A 15,180-nucleotide genomic window follows, 5' to 3' on the forward strand; every position below is an offset into this window, starting at 1 on the left:
CCACCCGACCCGCCGGACCCACCCGACCCGCCGGACGAACCCTTGGCACCCGACCCGGCCTTGGCGCTGCCACGAGCCGGACGCGAGTCGTCGTCGCCGTCGCGATCCGGGCCTCCTGGCTGGCGCGAACTGTTGGCGGTCCGCCCGCGCACCACGCCGATGAACTCCTCGGTGGTCTCGGTGGCGTCCTCGTCCCGCCAGACCAGCGCGATGCGCGTGCCCTGGGCGTCCATGAGCGGACGACCCACCAGGTCCTTGCGGCTGGCGGCGCGGAACAGTGACTGGGGGAGCACGACGACGCCGACGTTCGCCTCGACCAGGTCGAGCGATCCGTCGATGTCGGCGGGCACCGGGCCGGCGTCGATCACGTGGACCTCGGCGTCGGCGAGGTCGACCTCGGCGAGTCCGGCGAGGGGGGAGTCCTTGGGCATCGCGACGACGGCCGTCTCGGTCCAGAGCAGGATGGCGTTGTGCTGCTCGGACACGGGCATGCGTGCGAAGACCATGTCGGCCTCGCCGGCCAGCGTGTCGTCGACGTCGTCGGCGCCGATCGGCCGCAGCCGGAGCTCGATGGAGGGGAAGCGTTCCCGCCAGACACGGGCCCACTTTGCGGGGGAGACCCCCGGCACGAAGGCGATGGTGAGAGCCGCGGTCATGCAGACGAGCATAGGGGCCGTACCCTTGTCCTCATGGCGCAGGAACAGACCATGAAGCCCGAGACGGCTGCGAAGAAGCTCGGCATCTTGCTGACGGCGGCTCCGGAGTCCTTCCAGAGCGCTCCCCTCACGCGGACCGCCTTCGACGAGCTCCGCACCGAACCCCCGACCTGGCTCGAGGACCTCCGACGCGACGGCCCGCACCCGCGACCCGTCGTGGCGCAGAAGCTCGGCATCTCCATCTCCGGCCTGAGCCGCGCGGGGATCGACGACGCACTGACCACGGCGGACATCAAGACGCTGCTCGAGCAGAAGCCCGAGTGGCTCGTCCGTGAGCGTGCGACGCAGGCCGCCGTGCACGCCGAGAACGCCCGTGTGAAGCAGGAGCGCGCCGCCAAGGCCGCTGCCCGCGCCGAGGACTGACCCCACCCCGCACCACTCCGCCGCACCGAGGACGCAGCACGTGCACGAGACCGTCGCCGACGCCATGCTCGTCGTGCCGCAGTTCGCGTCCGTGTGCTGCATCGTCGGTGACCGCTACCGACCGCGCCCGGGCGTCATCGTGCCGGCCGGCGTGATGCTCGTCGCGATGCTCATGCCCGTCGTCGACGCCGGAGCGGTGTGGACCCTGTTCGCCGCGACCCTCCTGCTCCTGCTCGCGCCGTTGCCCGTGATGCGTCGCCGCCGCGCCGACGGTCGCCGCGCGGAGCCGATGGACGTCCACCGCGCGCTGTCCGCCGTCGTGATGGCGGGGATGCTGCTGATGGGCCACGCCTCGGGTGTCGCCGGCGACCACGCCGGGCACGGCATCGCCCTGTCCGCGGTGCTCGGCGCCGGCGTGATCGGCTACTGCGCGTTCAGCGGCTGGCTGCTCCGGTACGAGTGGGGCCGCGAGGACCGGCGGGCCGTCCGCAGCGGCGAGGTCTTCGCGATGACCGTCGCTGTGGTGGGCATGACCCTGGCGATGTAGCCCAGACCGTGCCGGCGGCAGCGACGGCGGGAGCGGTTGCGTCAGTCGCGCGCGGCACCGTCCGTCGGGGCGTCCGCCGCGTGCGTCACCCGCTGCTTCGCCGCCTGGATCGTGTCCTTCGGCACCGGCGGCACACCGCGTCGGATCCCGCGCAGGCCGACGACGAACAGGATCGCGGTCACGATCGCGAACACGACGAAGGTGATCCCGGTCGCCGCCCACAGCGGCAGCGCGAGGGCGAGCAGCGCCACCGCGAAGCCGGCCAGCGCGACCAGGGTCGTCAGGGCGAACCCGACAGCGACACCGGTGAGCACCAGCCCGGTCTTCGCACCGCTCGCGCGCTCGCCGATCTCGCGCCGCGCCGAGGCGACCTCCTCGCGCACGGCGCGCAGCACCGGCTCGAGGGCCTTCTGCACGAGTCCGGCGGTCACGGTGTCGCGGATCGACGGCCGTCCGGGAGTGGTGGTGTCGTCGTGGTCGGTGCTGCTCATGGGGTCTCCTGTCCGGGCGCGGCGGTCCGCGTCCCCTGACGGGACGCGACCGGTCCGATGATCGTCACGCTGACTCGCGTGCGCCCGGTGCGTTCCCAGGTTGCGCAACGGACGGGAGGCCCGCCCCGCGTCGTCGACGCTGGACGGGCCTCCCGGGTGGTCGGGCCCACGGCCCTACTCGGCGACCTCCTCGAGGTCGTCGATCCCACGGGCGGCGGCCGCTGCGCGGCGGGCACGCATGGACGGCGCGGCGAGCGCGGCGAGCACGGCCACGACCGCCACACCGGTGCACGCCCAGAATCCGATGGTGAAGGCGTCGTCGGTCGGCAGTCCCTGCGGCGTGCTGTGCGAGGTGATCAGCGCGGCGATGACTGCGGTGCCGACGCTCGAGCCGATGGTCCGGACGACCGTGTTGGCGCTGATGGCCTCACCGGTCTGGTTCGCGGGGACGCTCTCGATGATCGCGTTCGAGCAGGCGGCGAGGGCCATGCCGATGCCGATGCCGGTCAGGACGCCGGAGGCCACCACCTGCCACAGCTCGGCGTGTGCGATCGCCGGCAGCACGAACGCGGCGACGATGGCGAACCCGCCGATGAGCATCGGCGGCTTCGGGCCGACCTTGCGCACCAGGATGCCCGCGATCGGCCCGGCGACGACCATCATCACGACGGTCGGCAGCAGGAAGAGACCGGCCTGCGTGACGTCCTTGCCGAAGCCGTAGCCGAGCGCCGTCGGGAGCTGCAGCAGCGTCGGCACGAGGACGAAGGTGCCGAACATCGCGAACCCGAAGACGAGTGCGACGACGTGGGCGGTCCAGACGCCGCGGACCGCGAAGAGCCGGACGTCGATGAGCGGCTCGGCGACCCGGAGCTCGACCAGGACGAACACGACCAGTGCGACGGCGCCGAGGACCAGCAGGCCGATGGTCTTGCCGTCGCCCCAGCCCCAGGTCTCGCCCTCGCTGACGGCGAGCAGGATCGCGACGAGTGACACCGCGAGGACGAACGTGCCAGCCATGTCCAGGCGACCGGGCTTCCGGACCGGGGACTCCGGCATCCCGAAGACCGCACCGAGCAGTGCGATGACGACGAGCACGGCGGGGAGCCAGAACAGCCAGTGCCACGACAGGTGCTCGACGATGGGCCCGGCCGCGACGATGCCGACACCGGCACCGATGCCGAAGATCGCCGACAGCAGACCGATCGTGACGCTGACCTTCTCCTTCGGCAGCTCGTCACGGACGATGCCGATCGACAGCGGCATCACGGCTCCGGCCGCACCCTGCAGCGCGCGCCCGACGATCAGGACGCCGAGGTTCGGTGCGAGGGCGGCGAGCACGGCGCCGACGAGCAGGATCGACAGCACGACGATGAGGACCTTGCGCTTGCCGATCATGTCGCCGAGGCGACCGAGGATCGGCGTGAGCACCGAGGCAGAGAGCAGGTACGCGGTGAGCACCCAGCTCGTCGCACTGGTGGAGGCGCCGAGGTCCTGCCCGATGGTCGAGAGCGCCGGGGCGACCAGCGACTGCAGGACCGCGAAGGACAGGCCGCCGAGGGACAGGTAGACGATGATCGCCGTGCTGTTCGGACGGCGTCCGTCGGTGGTGGGGTGCGAGCCGGTCCGCGGGCTCTGCATGGTGTCGGTCATCGTGCTCCGTGTCGTCGTGGTCGTCGATGTAAACAATTGCTGACATGACGAGCGTACGCGCTCGGTTGAGCATGTCAACGCTTGCTTACATCCCTGTGAGGACCGCTAGGCTGCGCTCCATGAGCAAGGACGCCGCGGCCACCCGACTCCTGCTCGTGCAGGCCGCCCGGCGTCGGTTCGCCTTCGACGGGTACCGCGCGACGACCGTCCGTGACATCGCCGGGGACGCCGGGGTGAACGTCGCCCTCATCAACCGGTACTTTGGCTCGAAGGAGGGGCTCTTCCGCGCCTGCCTCGACCGCGTCGTGCGCGACCTCGGAGCCGAGGAGACGAGCCAGCAGGGCCTCGAACGGGCGCTGACGGGCATCATCACGCACATCGTGCGCGCCCCGACCGACGACGACTCCCTGCAGCTGATGCTCCTGCTCCGGTCCTCCGGCGACGACGGCGCCGATGCCATCCGCCGTGAGACGCTGCGCCGGTACGCCGAACGGCTCGCGGGCACGGTCGGCGGCGCCGGGTCCGAGGAGCTGCTCGTCCGTGCCGAGATCGCGCTGGCGGTGGTGCTCGGGATGTCGATGCTCCGGCAGTCCACCGCGGTGGAACCGCTGGCATCCGCCGACGACGCCGTCGTGTCGGCCGCGCTCGAGGACGCCCTCCGCGCCCTGCTCGCGCCGTCGCGGTAGCGTCGAGGCGTGTCCGACCGTCCCGCACGTCGCCCCGACCCCGCTCCGCGCCTCGACGAGGTCGACGAGCGCCTCCTCTGGACGCTGTCGGCCGACGCCCGGATCCCGAACAACCGGCTCGCGGCCGCCGTCGGCATCGCGCCGTCGACCTGCCTGGCACGGGTCCGCGCGCTCGAGGACGCCGGGGTGATCCGCGGCTACCGGGCCGAGGTGGACGTCGCCCGGCTCGGGTTCTCGATCGAGGCGATGGTGTCCGTCCGGGTGCACGCCGCGGCCCGCCACGAACTGCGGGACTTCGCCAAGCGCCTCCTGCGGGTGCCTGTCGTGCAGGACGTTTCGTTCCTGGCGGGGGACAAGGACTTCCTCGTGCACATCGCGTGCGAGTCGACCGAGCAGCTCCGCGACTTCGTCGCCGACGAGCTCAGCGGTGACCCCTCGGTGGCGACGACGCAGACGAACATCGTGTTCGAACGCCTCGTCGCCGACCGGGCCACCCAGGGCCGCTCCTTCGACGAACTCCGGCGCTGGCGGGCCTGACGCGCGGAACCCCTGATCAGCGCCATCGGAACAGCGCCGTCGGGTCAGCGCTTCCGGGTCATCGGGATGTGCGGGATGCGGTCCTCCAGGTACTCGTCGCCCGAGCGCACGAAGCCGAAGCGGCTGTACCACTGCTCCAGGTGCGACTGGGCGCCGAGGGCGATGCTCGGCGAGCGCGACTCGGCGATCGCGGCCTCCATGAGCTGCGCGCCGAGGCCCTGGCCGCGGGCGTGCTTCGCGGTGGCGACCCGGCCGATGCGCTCGGTGCCGTCGGGCTCGCGGAGCAGGCGGAGCGTCGCGTCCACCGAACCGTTGCCGGCCCAGAACTGCACGGTGCCGGGCTCGAGGTCACGGCCGTCGATGTCGCCGTACGCGGCTTCCTGCTCGACGACGAAGACGTCCTGGCGGAGCCGCAGGATCTCGTGCAGCGTGACGATGTCCAGGTTGCGGGTCGGAGCGTTGAAGATCGAGACCACGGACGGCCCTTCCTGAGAATTTCTTCCGAAACAGGGTGTGTTCCGGACCGGATCGGCGTACATTTCCGGTCAACCACTCTACGTGCGCAGCCGAGATCAGGAAGTGAGCGCATGGACCACCCGTTGCGCGCACCCTGGCGCGCCGCACTCCGCATCGTCCTGCTGGGCGTCGGGACCCTCGCCGCCCTCGTGCTGCTGTCCCTGCTGTTCGGCGCGCGACCGGCCTCCGCCGCACCGACCGAGCAGCGCGGACTCGTCGGCAGCGTCGTCGACGGCGTCGGCGGCACCGTGCAGGGCGTGACCGGCGAGGTCGGCAAGGTCGTCGGCGGCGTGACGGATCCCGTCCGCAAGGCCGTGGCACCTGCACCTGCTGCGCCCGCTCCGGCCCCCGCGCCCGCACCTGCTCCGGTGCCCGCAGCGCCCGCACCGGCTCCCGCTCCGGCTCCAGCAGCACCCGCTCCGGCTCCCGCAACCCCCGCGCCGTCGAGCCCCGCTCCGGTCGCGACCACACCGGCTGCCCAGCCGACCACGACCGCCCCTGCGGCCCACCCGGCCACGCGCCCGGTGCGACAGGTCGTCGACCAGGTGAGCAGCGCCTCCAGGCCGGTCACCGACACCGTCGCGACCGTCCTGCGCCCCGTCACCGGCACCGTGGAACGCGTCACCGACGCGCGCCCGGTGACCGCTGTCGTCGACACCGTCGACGACGTGGTCGGCAGCGTCCCGGTGGTCGGCACGGTCCTCGGCGACGACACCCTTGGCACCGTCACCGGTCCGGTCACGGGCCTGGTCGACGACACGCTCGGCTCGGTCGGCACGACCGTCGGCACCGTCCCTGACGTGGTCGAGGGCGTCGTCCCGTCCGTCGGCGGCACCCTGCCAGGAGGCACGGACCCCGTCGTCGACGTCCCCGCGCTCCCGGTGGGCGGCGGCTCGAACCCGTCCGCCGGGCCCGTCCCGTCGGTGCCGGTCGCGAACACACCCGTCCGGCCCGGAACCGTCGCCCCGCAGGGCGCCACGGTGCCCACCGCACCCACACCCGCATCCGCGCGCGTCGTCGCTGCTGATGCCGTGGGCGACCGCGCAGCCGGACTCCGCCAGTCCGAGTCCGTCGACGTAGCCGCCACGACGGCAACGGTCGGCCCGGTCGTCCCGGCCGTCGATGTGCAGGACGCGACCCTCGGCGGACACGCGCTGCTCGTCCCCGCGGACGGCGAGGGCCACGGGCTCCCGTTCGACGGAGCCGACGCCGGCGTGCTCGGTGGCAGTGCCTCCTCGACCTCCGGCGGCGCAGCAGCCGTCGGCATCGTCGGCTCGACCGACGACATCGTCTCCCTCGCCGCGGGGTCTCGCGGCACGCTCTCCGACGACGCGGTCCCCGCATCGGTCGTGGGCGAGCACGACGTCGCTCCTGACTGAGATCGGTGCGCCTGTCCACCACGGCAGGCACGCACACATCCCGGCTGCGTCCGCGGTCGGTGACGATCTCGATCAGGGAGTACGACCATGAACAAGTACGTCTCCAGAGGGCTCTGGTTCGCCCTCTTCGTCGGCGGGCTCACGCTCGGCGGCACGGCTGCGGCGAACGCGGCCACGACATCCGGTGCCGACGGCACCGTCTCGGGCACCCAGGTGGCCCCCGCCGTCGACGCCCCGGTGTCCCTCGGCGGCAACGCGATCGCCGTGCTCGGCGACGCGGTGTCGACGGCGACGGGGTCCACGCCCGCCGCTCCGGCGACTGCTCCAGCCACGACCGCTCCTGCCCCCAGCACCTCGGGCGAGGACGGCACGCTCTCGGGCACCCAGGTGGTGCCGGACGTCGCGGCACCGGTGACGGTCGGCGGCAACGCCGTTGCCGTCGCCGGTGACGCGGTCTCGGCCGCCGCACCCGCGGCTGCTCCGGCTCCGGCGCCTGCTGCCCCCGCTCCGGCTCCTGCCGCTCCCGCCGCTCCCGCTCCGAGCACCTCGGGCGAGGACGGCACCGCTTCCGGCACCCAGGTCGCCCCGACCGTGACCGTCCCCGTGACGGTGTCCGGCAACGGGATCGGCGTCCTCGGCGACGGCACCTCGACGTCGACCGCCCCGACGGCGACGACCCCGGCACCGGCTGCCGAAGCCCCGTCGGCGCCCACCACCTCGGGCACCGACGGACTGCTCTCCGGCACCCAGGTGACCGGCCTGGTCGACGTCCCGGTGACGATCGGTGGCAACGGCATCGGCGTCCTCGGTGACGGGACCGCGACGGGCACGGCGCCCGCTGCGGGCACGGGTACCGGAACTGCTCCGGCGGCCGGTGGTGCGACCTCGGGTTCGGACGGCACGGCTTCGGGTACGCAGGTGTCCCCGGTCGTCGACGTCCCGGTGACGATCGGTGGCAACGGCATCGGTGTCCTCGGTGATGGGACCGCGACGGGCACGGCGCCCGCTGCTGGCTCGGGCACGGGTACCGGGACCGCTCCGGCGACCGGTGGTACCACCTCGGGTTCGGACGGAACGGCTTCGGGTACGCAGGTGTCCCCGGTCGTCGACGTCCCGGTGACGATCGGTGGCAACGGCATCGGCGTCCTCGGTGACGGCACGAGCACCGGCGGCACGACGGCTCCGGCCACCGGCACGACGACCCCGACGACCGGCGGTTCGACCTCCGGCGACGGCGGCCTGCTCTCCGGCACCCAGGTCACCCCGGTGATCAGCCTGCCGATCACGATCGGCGGCAACGGGATCGGCATCGTCGGTGACGGCACCAGCACCACCCCCGGCACCGGCACGAACCCCGGGACCGACCCGGGCACGGACCCGGGCACGGACCCCGGCACCGACCCTGGCACGGACCCCGGCACCGACCCGGGCACCGACCCCGGTACGGACCCCGGTACCGACCCGGGCACCGTCCCCACCGACGGGACGGGCACCGACACCGGCACCACGCCCGGCACGGCGACCATCCCGGTGGGCGTGGTCGGCGTCGTCGAGCCGACCCGGGCCTCCACTGCGGGTGTGGTGACCACCACGACCGCTGCCACCAGCGGGGTCCGCACCAGCGCCGGGACCGTCGCGGCAGCCGCCGCGGCCGGTGCCGGCCAGCCGGAGCTCGCCTACACGGGAGCCGGCTCGCCGGTCCTGCCCGCCGGGTTCGCGCTCCTGCTGCTCCTCGCCGGAGCGGGCACGCTCGTGCTCCGTCGCCGGCACTGACCGGCGGGTGATCGAGGGGCGTCACACCGTGGCGCCCCTCATCACCGTGCGCGGAGGGGCGTGCGCGTTCCACGACAGAACACCGGAGGATCGACGGATGTCCTGTCGGAACATGTCGGCGCATCGGATGCGTATGCATGTTCCGACGGACCGCTCGTCGATCGACTCGTGCATCGTCGCAGTGCGGACGCCGGACGCGGACGCCGGACGCGGACGCCGGACACCGCGGGTGCCACGTGCTGACCGCGCCCGGGGGAGACGCCCGGTTACGACGGCGCTGCCACCGTGGCGCGGCCGTCAGCGGCCTGGGGTATCGTTCCGACTACGCAAGCGCTCCGGGGTCGGTGTAATTCCGAGCCGGTGGTGACAGTCCACGAACTGATGACGGGTGCGAACCCGACAGAGGTTGACCCGGTGGGATTCCGGGACCGACGGTGAAAGTCCGGATGGGAGGCGCGCTGGGCGGACAGGACGACCCCACGACCCGTGGGGTGCGACCCGTCCGTCGATGCCGACGATCGTCGAACGCCCCCGGAGTCCCGTTGAGAGGACACCAGTGTTCACCGGCATCATCGAGGAACTCGGCACCGTCACCGCCGTCGAGCAGCAGGGCGACTCCGTCGCGCTCACCGTCCACGGCCCCGTTGTCGTGCAGGACGCCCGGCACGGCGACTCGATCGCGACGAGTGGTGTCTGCCTGACCGTCGTCGAGCAGACCCCCGAGACCTTCACCGCCTTCGTCATGAAGCAGACCCTCGACATGAGCGCCCACGGTGCACTCCGGGTGGGGGACCGCCTGAACCTCGAGCGCGCCGCCTCGGTGGGTGACCGCCTGGGCGGGCACATCGTGCAGGGCCACATCGACGGCACCGCCACGGTGCTCGAGACGGCCGACGGTGACGGCTGGCGACGCGTGCGGTTCTCGCTCGCGCCCGCACTCAGCCCGCTCGTGGTCGACAAGGGCTCGATCGCACTCGACGGCGTCTCGCTCACGGTCAGCGCGGTCTCACCCGAGGACACCGCGCCCGACGCGGCCTGGTTCGAGGTGAGCCTGATCCCCGAGACGCTCGAGGCGACGACGCTCGGGCTCCGCGTGCCGGGTGACCGGGTGAACGTCGAGACCGACGTCCTGGCACGGCACGTCCGCCGCATGCTGCGGCTCGACGCCGCGGCGCAGTCGCTCGAGACCGTCGGATCGGAGGCCCGGTGATGGTCGCCGAGGCCGGTGCCGTCCCGCAGGCACTCGGGTTGTCGAGCATCGAGGCCGCGATCGCGTCGATCGCCGCCGGGCGCCCGGTGATCGTCGTCGACGACGAGGACCGTGAGAACGAGGGTGACGTCATCCTGTCCGCCGAGCTCGCCTCGCCGGAGTGGATCGCGTGGACCGTCGCGCACTCGTCCGGGTTCATCTGCGCGCCGCTCAGCACCGAGATCGCCGACGCCCTCGACCTGCCGCCGATGGTGGCGCACAACGAGGACGTCCGCGGCACGGCCTACACGGTCACCGTCGACGCCGCCGTCGGCGTGACCACCGGCATCAGCGCCCACGACCGCGCCCGGACGCTGCGGGTCCTCGCCGACCCGACCTCGGTGCGCGACGACCTGCACCGACCCGGACACGTGGTGCCCCTGCGCGCACGACCGGGCGGGGTCCGGGAGCGCGCCGGGCACACCGAAGCAGCGATCGAGCTCGTCACAGCAGCCGGACTCCGGCCCGCTGCGGCGATCTGCGAGATCGTCGACGAGGACGGCAGCATGATGCGGCTGCCGGCGCTCGTCGGACTCGGGGCACGCGAGGGCGTGCCCGTCATCACCATCGCCGCGCTCGCCGAGTGGCTGGACGCGGCAGACCGGGCGGCGGCAGCGACCGCAGCGCCCACGGAAGGAACGACACGATGAGCGGAGCAGGCGCGGCGGACCGCGATCAGGTCGACGGCACCGGGATCCGGGTGGCCGTCATCGCCGGACAGTGGCACGACACCATCGCCGCGGGCCTGCTGGCCGGCGCACAGCGCGAGGTCGAGCGGCTCGGGGCGACGGCCGAGGTCATCCCCGTCCCCGGCAGCTTCGAGCTGCCCGTGGTCGCGAAGACCGCGCTCGAGGCCGGTTTCGACGCGGCGGTCGCGCTCGGCGTCATCATCCGCGGCGGCACCCCGCACTTCGAGTACGTCTCGGGTGCTGCGACGAGCGGCCTGACGCAGGTCGCGATCGACACCGGCAAGCCCGTCGGGTTCGGCGTGCTCACGCTGGACGACGAGCAGCAGGGACTCGACCGCGCCGGGCTGCCCGACTCCAAGGAGGACAAGGGCGCCGAGGCCGCACACGCGGCGATCAGCACCGCGGTGACGCTGCGGTCCCTGCGCCTCCCGGTCTGAGGCGCCGGACACGCCACACAGAACGGCCCCGCACCGGTGAGGTGCGGGGCCGTTCTGTGTGTGCTGATCAGTGCTTGCTGGTCAGCGGCGGTGCTTGCTGGCTAGCGCTTGCCGAACACGTGGATCGGCAGGAAGAAGGAGAGGCTCATCAGGAGCACGCCGGCCATGAAGACGAAGGCCTGGCCCGACTCGACCTGGAAGGCGAACCCGAACAGGTACATCGACACCAGCAGCAGCAGGATCGAGAAAACAGCGGCGATGACGCGGCCCACGGGATACCTCCGGGTGTCGACGAGTGGATCGTTCCCCAGTCTATCCCCAGCCGGGGGTGTGCCGGTTCACGCTCCGGGTCGCGTCGCGATCAGACGGTCGACGACGGTGAGCAGGGTCTCCATGTCGACGCTGCCCCGCTTCGGTCGCACCTCGCTCGCGGCACCGAGTGAGGCCTGGTGGTACAGCCCGTCGCCGAGGAGCTTGACGGCCTGCGCGGTCGGCTCGTCGCCGAGGGCGTCGACGAGGGTGGCGAGCCAGGCGTTCTCGGTGTCGTCGAGGGTGCGTCCGGCCTCTTCGTAACCGGCCTGCTGCAGGCGGCTCGCGGCGAGCAGGGCGAGGTCCAGCTCGCTGCCGACGAACAGGCAGTTGCGGACGAAGTAGCGCGCGGCACCGTCCTCGGCGTCCTGCATGCGCTCGACGTCGATCGCGGACAGGTCGGACAGGCGTTCGCAGAGCCCCTCGACCAGGGCGGCCTTGGAGCCGAAGTGGTAGAGCAGCCCGCCCTTCGAGACGCCGGCGCGCGCGGCGACGGCGTCGAGCGTGGCGGGACGCTCGCCTTCCTCGCACACGATGGCGACGAAGCTGTCGAGGACACGGTCGCGGGCACTGGCCATGCCGAGAGTCTAGGAGCAGTTCCGGGGGGCGCGGACGCCAGCTGACCCGTGGTCGCCGTGAACGCTCACGAATAGCCGCAGGACCATTGCCGATCGCTCTGGCGCCCGCTAGCGTCGAACCGACCGTGAAGGTTCACGAGACGACAAGGACCCGCATGTCAGCGCAGACGGCGAACACCGCCACCACCCCGACCTCGACCACCACCGACCGCCCCGGGTGGGCTGTCCTCGGCCCCGGCGGCATCGCCCGACGCTTCCTCTCGCAGCTGCCCGCCAGCGGGGGCGTCCTGGTCGCGGCCGGCAGTTCGTCCGCCGAGCGGGCGCAGGTCTTCGCCGACGAGGCCGCCGGGTACGGGTTCACGGACGTGACCGCCGGGACCTACGACGAGGTCCTCGCCGACCCGCGGGTGGACGCCGTCTACGTGTCGACCGTGCACACCGGTCACGCCCGGCTCGTGCTCGCCGCACTCGAGGCCGGCAAGGCCGTCCTGTGCGAGAAGCCCCTCGCCGTGAACCACGGCACCGCGATGGCACTCACCGACGCCGCGCGCCAGGCCGGCCTGCCGCTCGTCGAGGCGTTCATGTACCGCTTCCACCCGCAGACCGCGGCACTGCTCGACCTGATCCGCGACGGCGCGATCGGCGACGTGACCCACGTCGACGCCTCGTTCGCGTTCCGGACGGGCGAGCGCACCGGTCGCCTGTTCGACGTCGACACCGCCGGCGGCGGGATCCTCGACGTCGGCGGGTACCCGGTGACGATGGCCGCGGCGATCGTGCAGGCCGCCACCGGGGTTGCCGTCGCCGAACCGGTGGACCTCACCGCCACGGGCACGCTCGGGCCGACCGGGGTCGACGAGTGGACGGTCGCGCAGCTCACCTACCGGGGCGGGATCACGGCGACGGTCCGGACCGGCGTCTTCGTGCAGGACGACAACGCCGTGTCGGTGTCCGGCTCGCGCGGTCGCATCGTGCTCACCGACCCGTGGACCCTGGGCGACGATCCCACCATCGAGATCCACACCGTCGACGAACCCCCTCGCTCGCTGTCGTTCGCGGGTGAGCACCCCTACGCCCGAGAAGCCGACGCCACCACCGACGCCCTGCGTGCCGGTGCGGTCGAGGCGGCGCAGATGACCATCGACGAGACCCTCGCCACCACCCGCACGCTCGACAGGTGGCGCGCGGCGATCGGCCTGCGCTACCCCTTCGAGGCCGAGACCGCCGACATCCCGACGGTGTCCGGCCGACCGCTCACCGTGCAGGACGGCAACCCGATGCGTTACGGCGAGGTGCCGGGCGTCGGCAAGCGGATGTCCCGCCTGGTGATGGGCGTCGACAACCAGCCCGACCTGGCACACGCCAGCGCGATCTTCGACCTGTTCGTCGAGCAGGGCGGCAACGTCTTCGACACCGGCTACATCTACGGCGGCGGTGTCCTCGAGGGCCGGCTCGGCAGGTGGATCCAGAACCGGGGGATCCGCGAGGACGTGGTCGTCATCACGAAGGGGGCCCACACCCCGCACTGTGACCCGGAGTCGATCACCCGGCAGCTGCTCGAGAGCCTCGAGCGCCAGGGCACCGACTACGCGGACATCTACATGATGCACCGCGACAACCCCGACATCCCGGTGGGGGAGTTCGTCGACGTGCTCGACGAACACCGCCGGGCCGGCCGCATCCGCGTCTACGGCGGCTCGAACTGGACCCCGGCACGGTTCGACGAGGCGAATGCCTACGCACGGGCCAACGGCAAGCACGGGTTCGAGGTGCTCAGCAACCACTTCGGTCTCGCCGAGGCGTACGACGTGCCGTGGGACGGCTGCGAACACGCGACCGATGCGGCATCGAAGGCCTGGCTCGAGGAACGCCAGGTCCCGCTGCTGCCGTGGTCGTCGCAGGCCCGCGGCTTCTTCACCGGCCGCGCGACGCCCGAGGACACCAGCGACGCCGAACTCGTCCGCTGCTACTACTCGGACGACAACTTCGAGCGGCTCCGGCGTGCGCGGGAACTCGGCACGCAGTTCGGCGTCCCCGCGACGGCGATCGCCCTGGCGTACGTGCTCAACCAGCCGTTCCCGACGTTCCCGCTCTTCGGACCCCGTACGATCGCGGAGGCCCGGTCGTCCATGACCGGCCTCTCCGTCGACCTCTCCCCGGAACAGGTGGCATGGCTGGACCTCCGCGCCTGACCCCGGGCGGCCGCGCGACGATCATCGACGTCGCCGCGGCCGCCGGGGTGTCCCGGCAGACCGTCACCCGCGCGATGAACGGCATGTCCGGCATCAGCGCGGCGACCAAGGACCGCGTGCTCCAGGCCGCGGCTGCGCTCGACTACCGTCCGTCACGGTTCGGCCGCGGGCTCGTCACGGGTGGCGACCACCAGCTCGGGCTCGTCGTCAACGACCTGCGGAACCCCTACGCACCGGCACTCGCCTCCGCGGTGCTCGGCCTGGCCGCCGCCCGCGGGTGGAACGTCATGCTCGCCGACGTCGGGCTCGCGAGCGACTCGGACCGGATGGTGGAGTCCCTCGGTGCCCAGACCGACGTCGTGATCGGCTACCTCGGGTCCCGTGCGCCGGAGTGGATCGAACGGCTCGGCTCGGTCCCGGTCGTCGAGCTCGACCCCTCGGGGCCGGTGACCCGCGCCGCGGTCCGGATCGACCCGACCGCCGCGATCGAGGACCTCGCCGACCACCTCGTCGACGTCGGGGTGAAGCACCCCGTCGTGCTCGACGCCGCCGCCGACGGCGCGCCGAGTCAGCGCGGGGAGCACATGGTCGCGGCACTCCGGCGTCGCGGGTACCTGCCCGACCTCGTCGTCGCGTCCGCGCCCACCGCAGAGGCCGGTGCCGAACGGACCGAACGGATCCTCGCCGAGCACCGCCGGGTCGATGCGGTCCTGGCGTTCAACGACGTGCTGGCGCTCGGCGTGCTGTCGGCCTGTCGTCGTGCCGGCGTCGACGTCCCCGCTGACGTCCGCGTGGTCGGCGTCGACGGCCTGCCGCTCGGGACGCTCGTCGCGCCGACGCTCACCACGCTGGCCGTCGACCTCGACGAGGTCGCCGGCCAGGCCCTCGACCTGGCGCTCGGCATGCTCGCGGGCGAGCTGCCGCGCTCGGGCGCGGCCGTCGAGCGCACGGTGCGACACCGGTTGCTGCTCCGCGAATCGGCGTAGGCCCGACGACGCGACCAGTGGACCGACGCAAGGCCCGTGGCGGGACCGGCACGGGCCTCCCGGCCGTCGTCAGTTGCATTTG

Annotated in this window: 17 protein-coding genes and 1 riboswitch; of the genes, 11 read left to right on the forward strand and 6 right to left on the reverse strand. The window is 72.6% G+C overall.

The features are described from left to right. The coding region (locus DEJ05_RS15390; protein WP_220037037.1) for a LysR family transcriptional regulator substrate-binding protein at window positions 1–656 on the reverse strand (656 nt) is incomplete at its 3' end. 33 nt (window positions 657–689) lie between these two features. On the opposite strand from DEJ05_RS15390, the gene DEJ05_RS15395 reads away from it, so the two are divergent. Both DEJ05_RS15395 and DEJ05_RS15400 read left to right on the forward strand, forming a co-directional pair. Beyond that, entirely contained in the window at window positions 690–1,079 is a 390-nt protein-coding gene (locus tag DEJ05_RS15395; protein ID WP_017888549.1) for a DUF5997 family protein, read from the forward strand. Window positions 1,080–1,119: 40 nt separating this feature from the next. Continuing rightward, entirely contained in the window at window positions 1,120–1,626 is a 507-nt protein-coding gene (locus DEJ05_RS15400; protein WP_017888550.1) for a hypothetical protein, read from the forward strand. Window positions 1,627–1,667: 41 nt separating this feature from the next. On the opposite strand, the gene DEJ05_RS15405 is transcribed toward DEJ05_RS15400, so the two are convergent. Together DEJ05_RS15405 and DEJ05_RS15410 are read right to left on the reverse strand one after the other, a co-directional pair. Further along, the gene (locus tag DEJ05_RS15405) at window positions 1,668–2,117 is read right to left on the reverse strand and encodes a phage holin family protein (RefSeq protein ID WP_111110949.1); all 450 of its coding nucleotides are present in this window, start codon (window positions 2,115–2,117) and stop codon (window positions 1,668–1,670) included. Window positions 2,118–2,291: 174 nt separating this feature from the next. Continuing rightward, window positions 2,292–3,767, reverse strand: coding sequence for an MFS transporter (locus tag DEJ05_RS15410; protein ID WP_111092712.1), 1,476 nt, complete (start codon window positions 3,765–3,767; stop codon window positions 2,292–2,294). Window positions 3,768–3,886: 119 nt separating this feature from the next. On the opposite strand from DEJ05_RS15410, the gene DEJ05_RS15415 reads away from it, so the two are divergent. Next, window positions 3,887–4,453: a TetR/AcrR family transcriptional regulator gene (locus DEJ05_RS15415; RefSeq protein ID WP_071405114.1), complete on the forward strand. Its 567-nt coding sequence runs from the start codon at window positions 3,887–3,889 to the stop codon at window positions 4,451–4,453. Window positions 4,454–4,462: 9 nt separating this feature from the next. Then, window positions 4,463–4,990 carry an Lrp/AsnC family transcriptional regulator gene (locus DEJ05_RS15420; protein WP_111110952.1) on the forward strand — a complete coding sequence of 176 codons (528 nt, stop codon included), beginning with the start codon at window positions 4,463–4,465 and terminating at the stop codon, window positions 4,988–4,990. Window positions 4,991–5,034: 44 nt separating this feature from the next. Here DEJ05_RS15420 and DEJ05_RS15425 read toward each other — a convergent pair whose 3' ends face one another. Then, window positions 5,035–5,466 (reverse strand): GNAT family N-acetyltransferase, encoded by a 432-nt coding sequence (locus DEJ05_RS15425; RefSeq protein WP_111110954.1) that lies wholly within the window; start codon window positions 5,464–5,466, stop codon window positions 5,035–5,037. Window positions 5,467–5,577: 111 nt separating this feature from the next. On the opposite strand from DEJ05_RS15425, the gene DEJ05_RS18180 reads away from it, so the two are divergent. The 5 genes from DEJ05_RS18180 to ribH all read left to right on the forward strand — a co-directional run bounded on the left by DEJ05_RS18180 (window position 5,578) and on the right by ribH (window position 11,033). Next, window positions 5,578–6,885 carry a hypothetical protein gene (locus DEJ05_RS18180; RefSeq protein WP_181440746.1) on the forward strand — a complete coding sequence of 436 codons (1,308 nt, stop codon included), beginning with the start codon at window positions 5,578–5,580 and terminating at the stop codon, window positions 6,883–6,885. An 87-nt stretch (window positions 6,886–6,972) separates the two neighbouring features. Then, window positions 6,973–8,658 (forward strand): hypothetical protein, encoded by a 1,686-nt coding sequence (locus DEJ05_RS18185; RefSeq protein ID WP_111110956.1) that lies wholly within the window; start codon window positions 6,973–6,975, stop codon window positions 8,656–8,658. Between the two features lie 327 nt (window positions 8,659–8,985). Next, a riboswitch (FMN riboswitch) is annotated at window positions 8,986–9,120 on the forward strand. Window positions 9,121–9,214: 94 nt separating this feature from the next. Further along, window positions 9,215–9,868 carry a riboflavin synthase gene (locus DEJ05_RS15440; RefSeq protein WP_071247477.1) on the forward strand — a complete coding sequence of 218 codons (654 nt, stop codon included), beginning with the start codon at window positions 9,215–9,217 and terminating at the stop codon, window positions 9,866–9,868. Further along, window positions 9,868–10,557, forward strand: coding sequence for a 3,4-dihydroxy-2-butanone-4-phosphate synthase (ribB, locus tag DEJ05_RS15445; RefSeq protein WP_111029361.1), 690 nt, complete (start codon window positions 9,868–9,870; stop codon window positions 10,555–10,557). The genes DEJ05_RS15440 and ribB overlap by 1 nt, the downstream gene beginning before the upstream one ends. After that, window positions 10,554–11,033, forward strand: a complete 480-nt coding sequence (gene ribH, locus DEJ05_RS15450; protein WP_071406282.1) for a 6,7-dimethyl-8-ribityllumazine synthase — start codon at window positions 10,554–10,556, stop codon at window positions 11,031–11,033. Before ribB ends, ribH begins: the two co-directional genes overlap by 4 nt. 101 nt (window positions 11,034–11,134) lie before the next feature. Here the strand turns inward: ribH and DEJ05_RS18190 are convergent, their stop codons facing one another. Then, complete coding sequence (locus DEJ05_RS18190; RefSeq protein ID WP_017888559.1) at window positions 11,135–11,305, reverse strand: hypothetical protein; 171 nt, start codon at window positions 11,303–11,305, stop codon at window positions 11,135–11,137. Window positions 11,306–11,371: 66 nt separating this feature from the next. Next, window positions 11,372–11,920 (reverse strand): TetR/AcrR family transcriptional regulator, encoded by a 549-nt coding sequence (locus tag DEJ05_RS15455; RefSeq protein WP_071406283.1) that lies wholly within the window; start codon window positions 11,918–11,920, stop codon window positions 11,372–11,374. Window positions 11,921–12,075: 155 nt separating this feature from the next. Between DEJ05_RS15455 and DEJ05_RS15460 the strand changes: the two genes are divergently transcribed. Both DEJ05_RS15460 and DEJ05_RS15465 read left to right on the forward strand, forming a co-directional pair. Further along, complete coding sequence (locus DEJ05_RS15460) at window positions 12,076–14,112, forward strand: aldo/keto reductase (RefSeq protein WP_111029362.1); 2,037 nt, start codon at window positions 12,076–12,078, stop codon at window positions 14,110–14,112. Beyond that, on the forward strand, window positions 14,091–15,098 hold the full coding sequence (locus DEJ05_RS15465; RefSeq protein ID WP_111029363.1) for a LacI family DNA-binding transcriptional regulator: 1,008 nt from the start codon (window positions 14,091–14,093) through the stop codon (window positions 15,096–15,098). Before DEJ05_RS15460 ends, DEJ05_RS15465 begins: the two co-directional genes overlap by 22 nt. Window positions 15,099–15,180: the final 82 nt, after the last annotated feature.

This window comes from Curtobacterium sp. MCLR17_045 (genome assembly GCF_003234405.1).
In the GTDB taxonomy this organism is placed as follows: domain Bacteria; phylum Actinomycetota; class Actinomycetes; order Actinomycetales; family Microbacteriaceae; genus Curtobacterium; species Curtobacterium flaccumfaciens.

Coding starts and splice junctions, on each gene's coding strand:
- DEJ05_RS15395 (WP_017888549.1), top strand. CDS start 690: ATGGCGCAGGAACAGACCATGAAGCCCGAGACGGCTGCGAAGAAGCTC.
- DEJ05_RS15405 (WP_111110949.1), bottom strand. CDS start 2,117: ATGAGCAGCACCGACCACGACGACACCACCACTCCCGGACGGCCGTCG.
- DEJ05_RS15410 (WP_111092712.1), bottom strand. CDS start 3,767: ATGACCGACACCATGCAGAGCCCGCGGACCGGCTCGCACCCCACCACC.
- DEJ05_RS15415 (WP_071405114.1), top strand. CDS start 3,887: ATGAGCAAGGACGCCGCGGCCACCCGACTCCTGCTCGTGCAGGCCGCC.
- DEJ05_RS18180 (WP_181440746.1), top strand. CDS start 5,578: ATGGACCACCCGTTGCGCGCACCCTGGCGCGCCGCACTCCGCATCGTC.
- DEJ05_RS18185 (WP_111110956.1), top strand. CDS start 6,973: ATGAACAAGTACGTCTCCAGAGGGCTCTGGTTCGCCCTCTTCGTCGGC.
- ribB (WP_111029361.1), top strand. CDS start 9,868: ATGGTCGCCGAGGCCGGTGCCGTCCCGCAGGCACTCGGGTTGTCGAGC.
- ribH (WP_071406282.1), top strand. CDS start 10,554: ATGAGCGGAGCAGGCGCGGCGGACCGCGATCAGGTCGACGGCACCGGG.
- DEJ05_RS15455 (WP_071406283.1), bottom strand. CDS start 11,920: ATGGCCAGTGCCCGCGACCGTGTCCTCGACAGCTTCGTCGCCATCGTG.
- DEJ05_RS15460 (WP_111029362.1), top strand. CDS start 12,076: ATGTCAGCGCAGACGGCGAACACCGCCACCACCCCGACCTCGACCACC.
- DEJ05_RS15465 (WP_111029363.1), top strand. CDS start 14,091: ATGGCTGGACCTCCGCGCCTGACCCCGGGCGGCCGCGCGACGATCATC.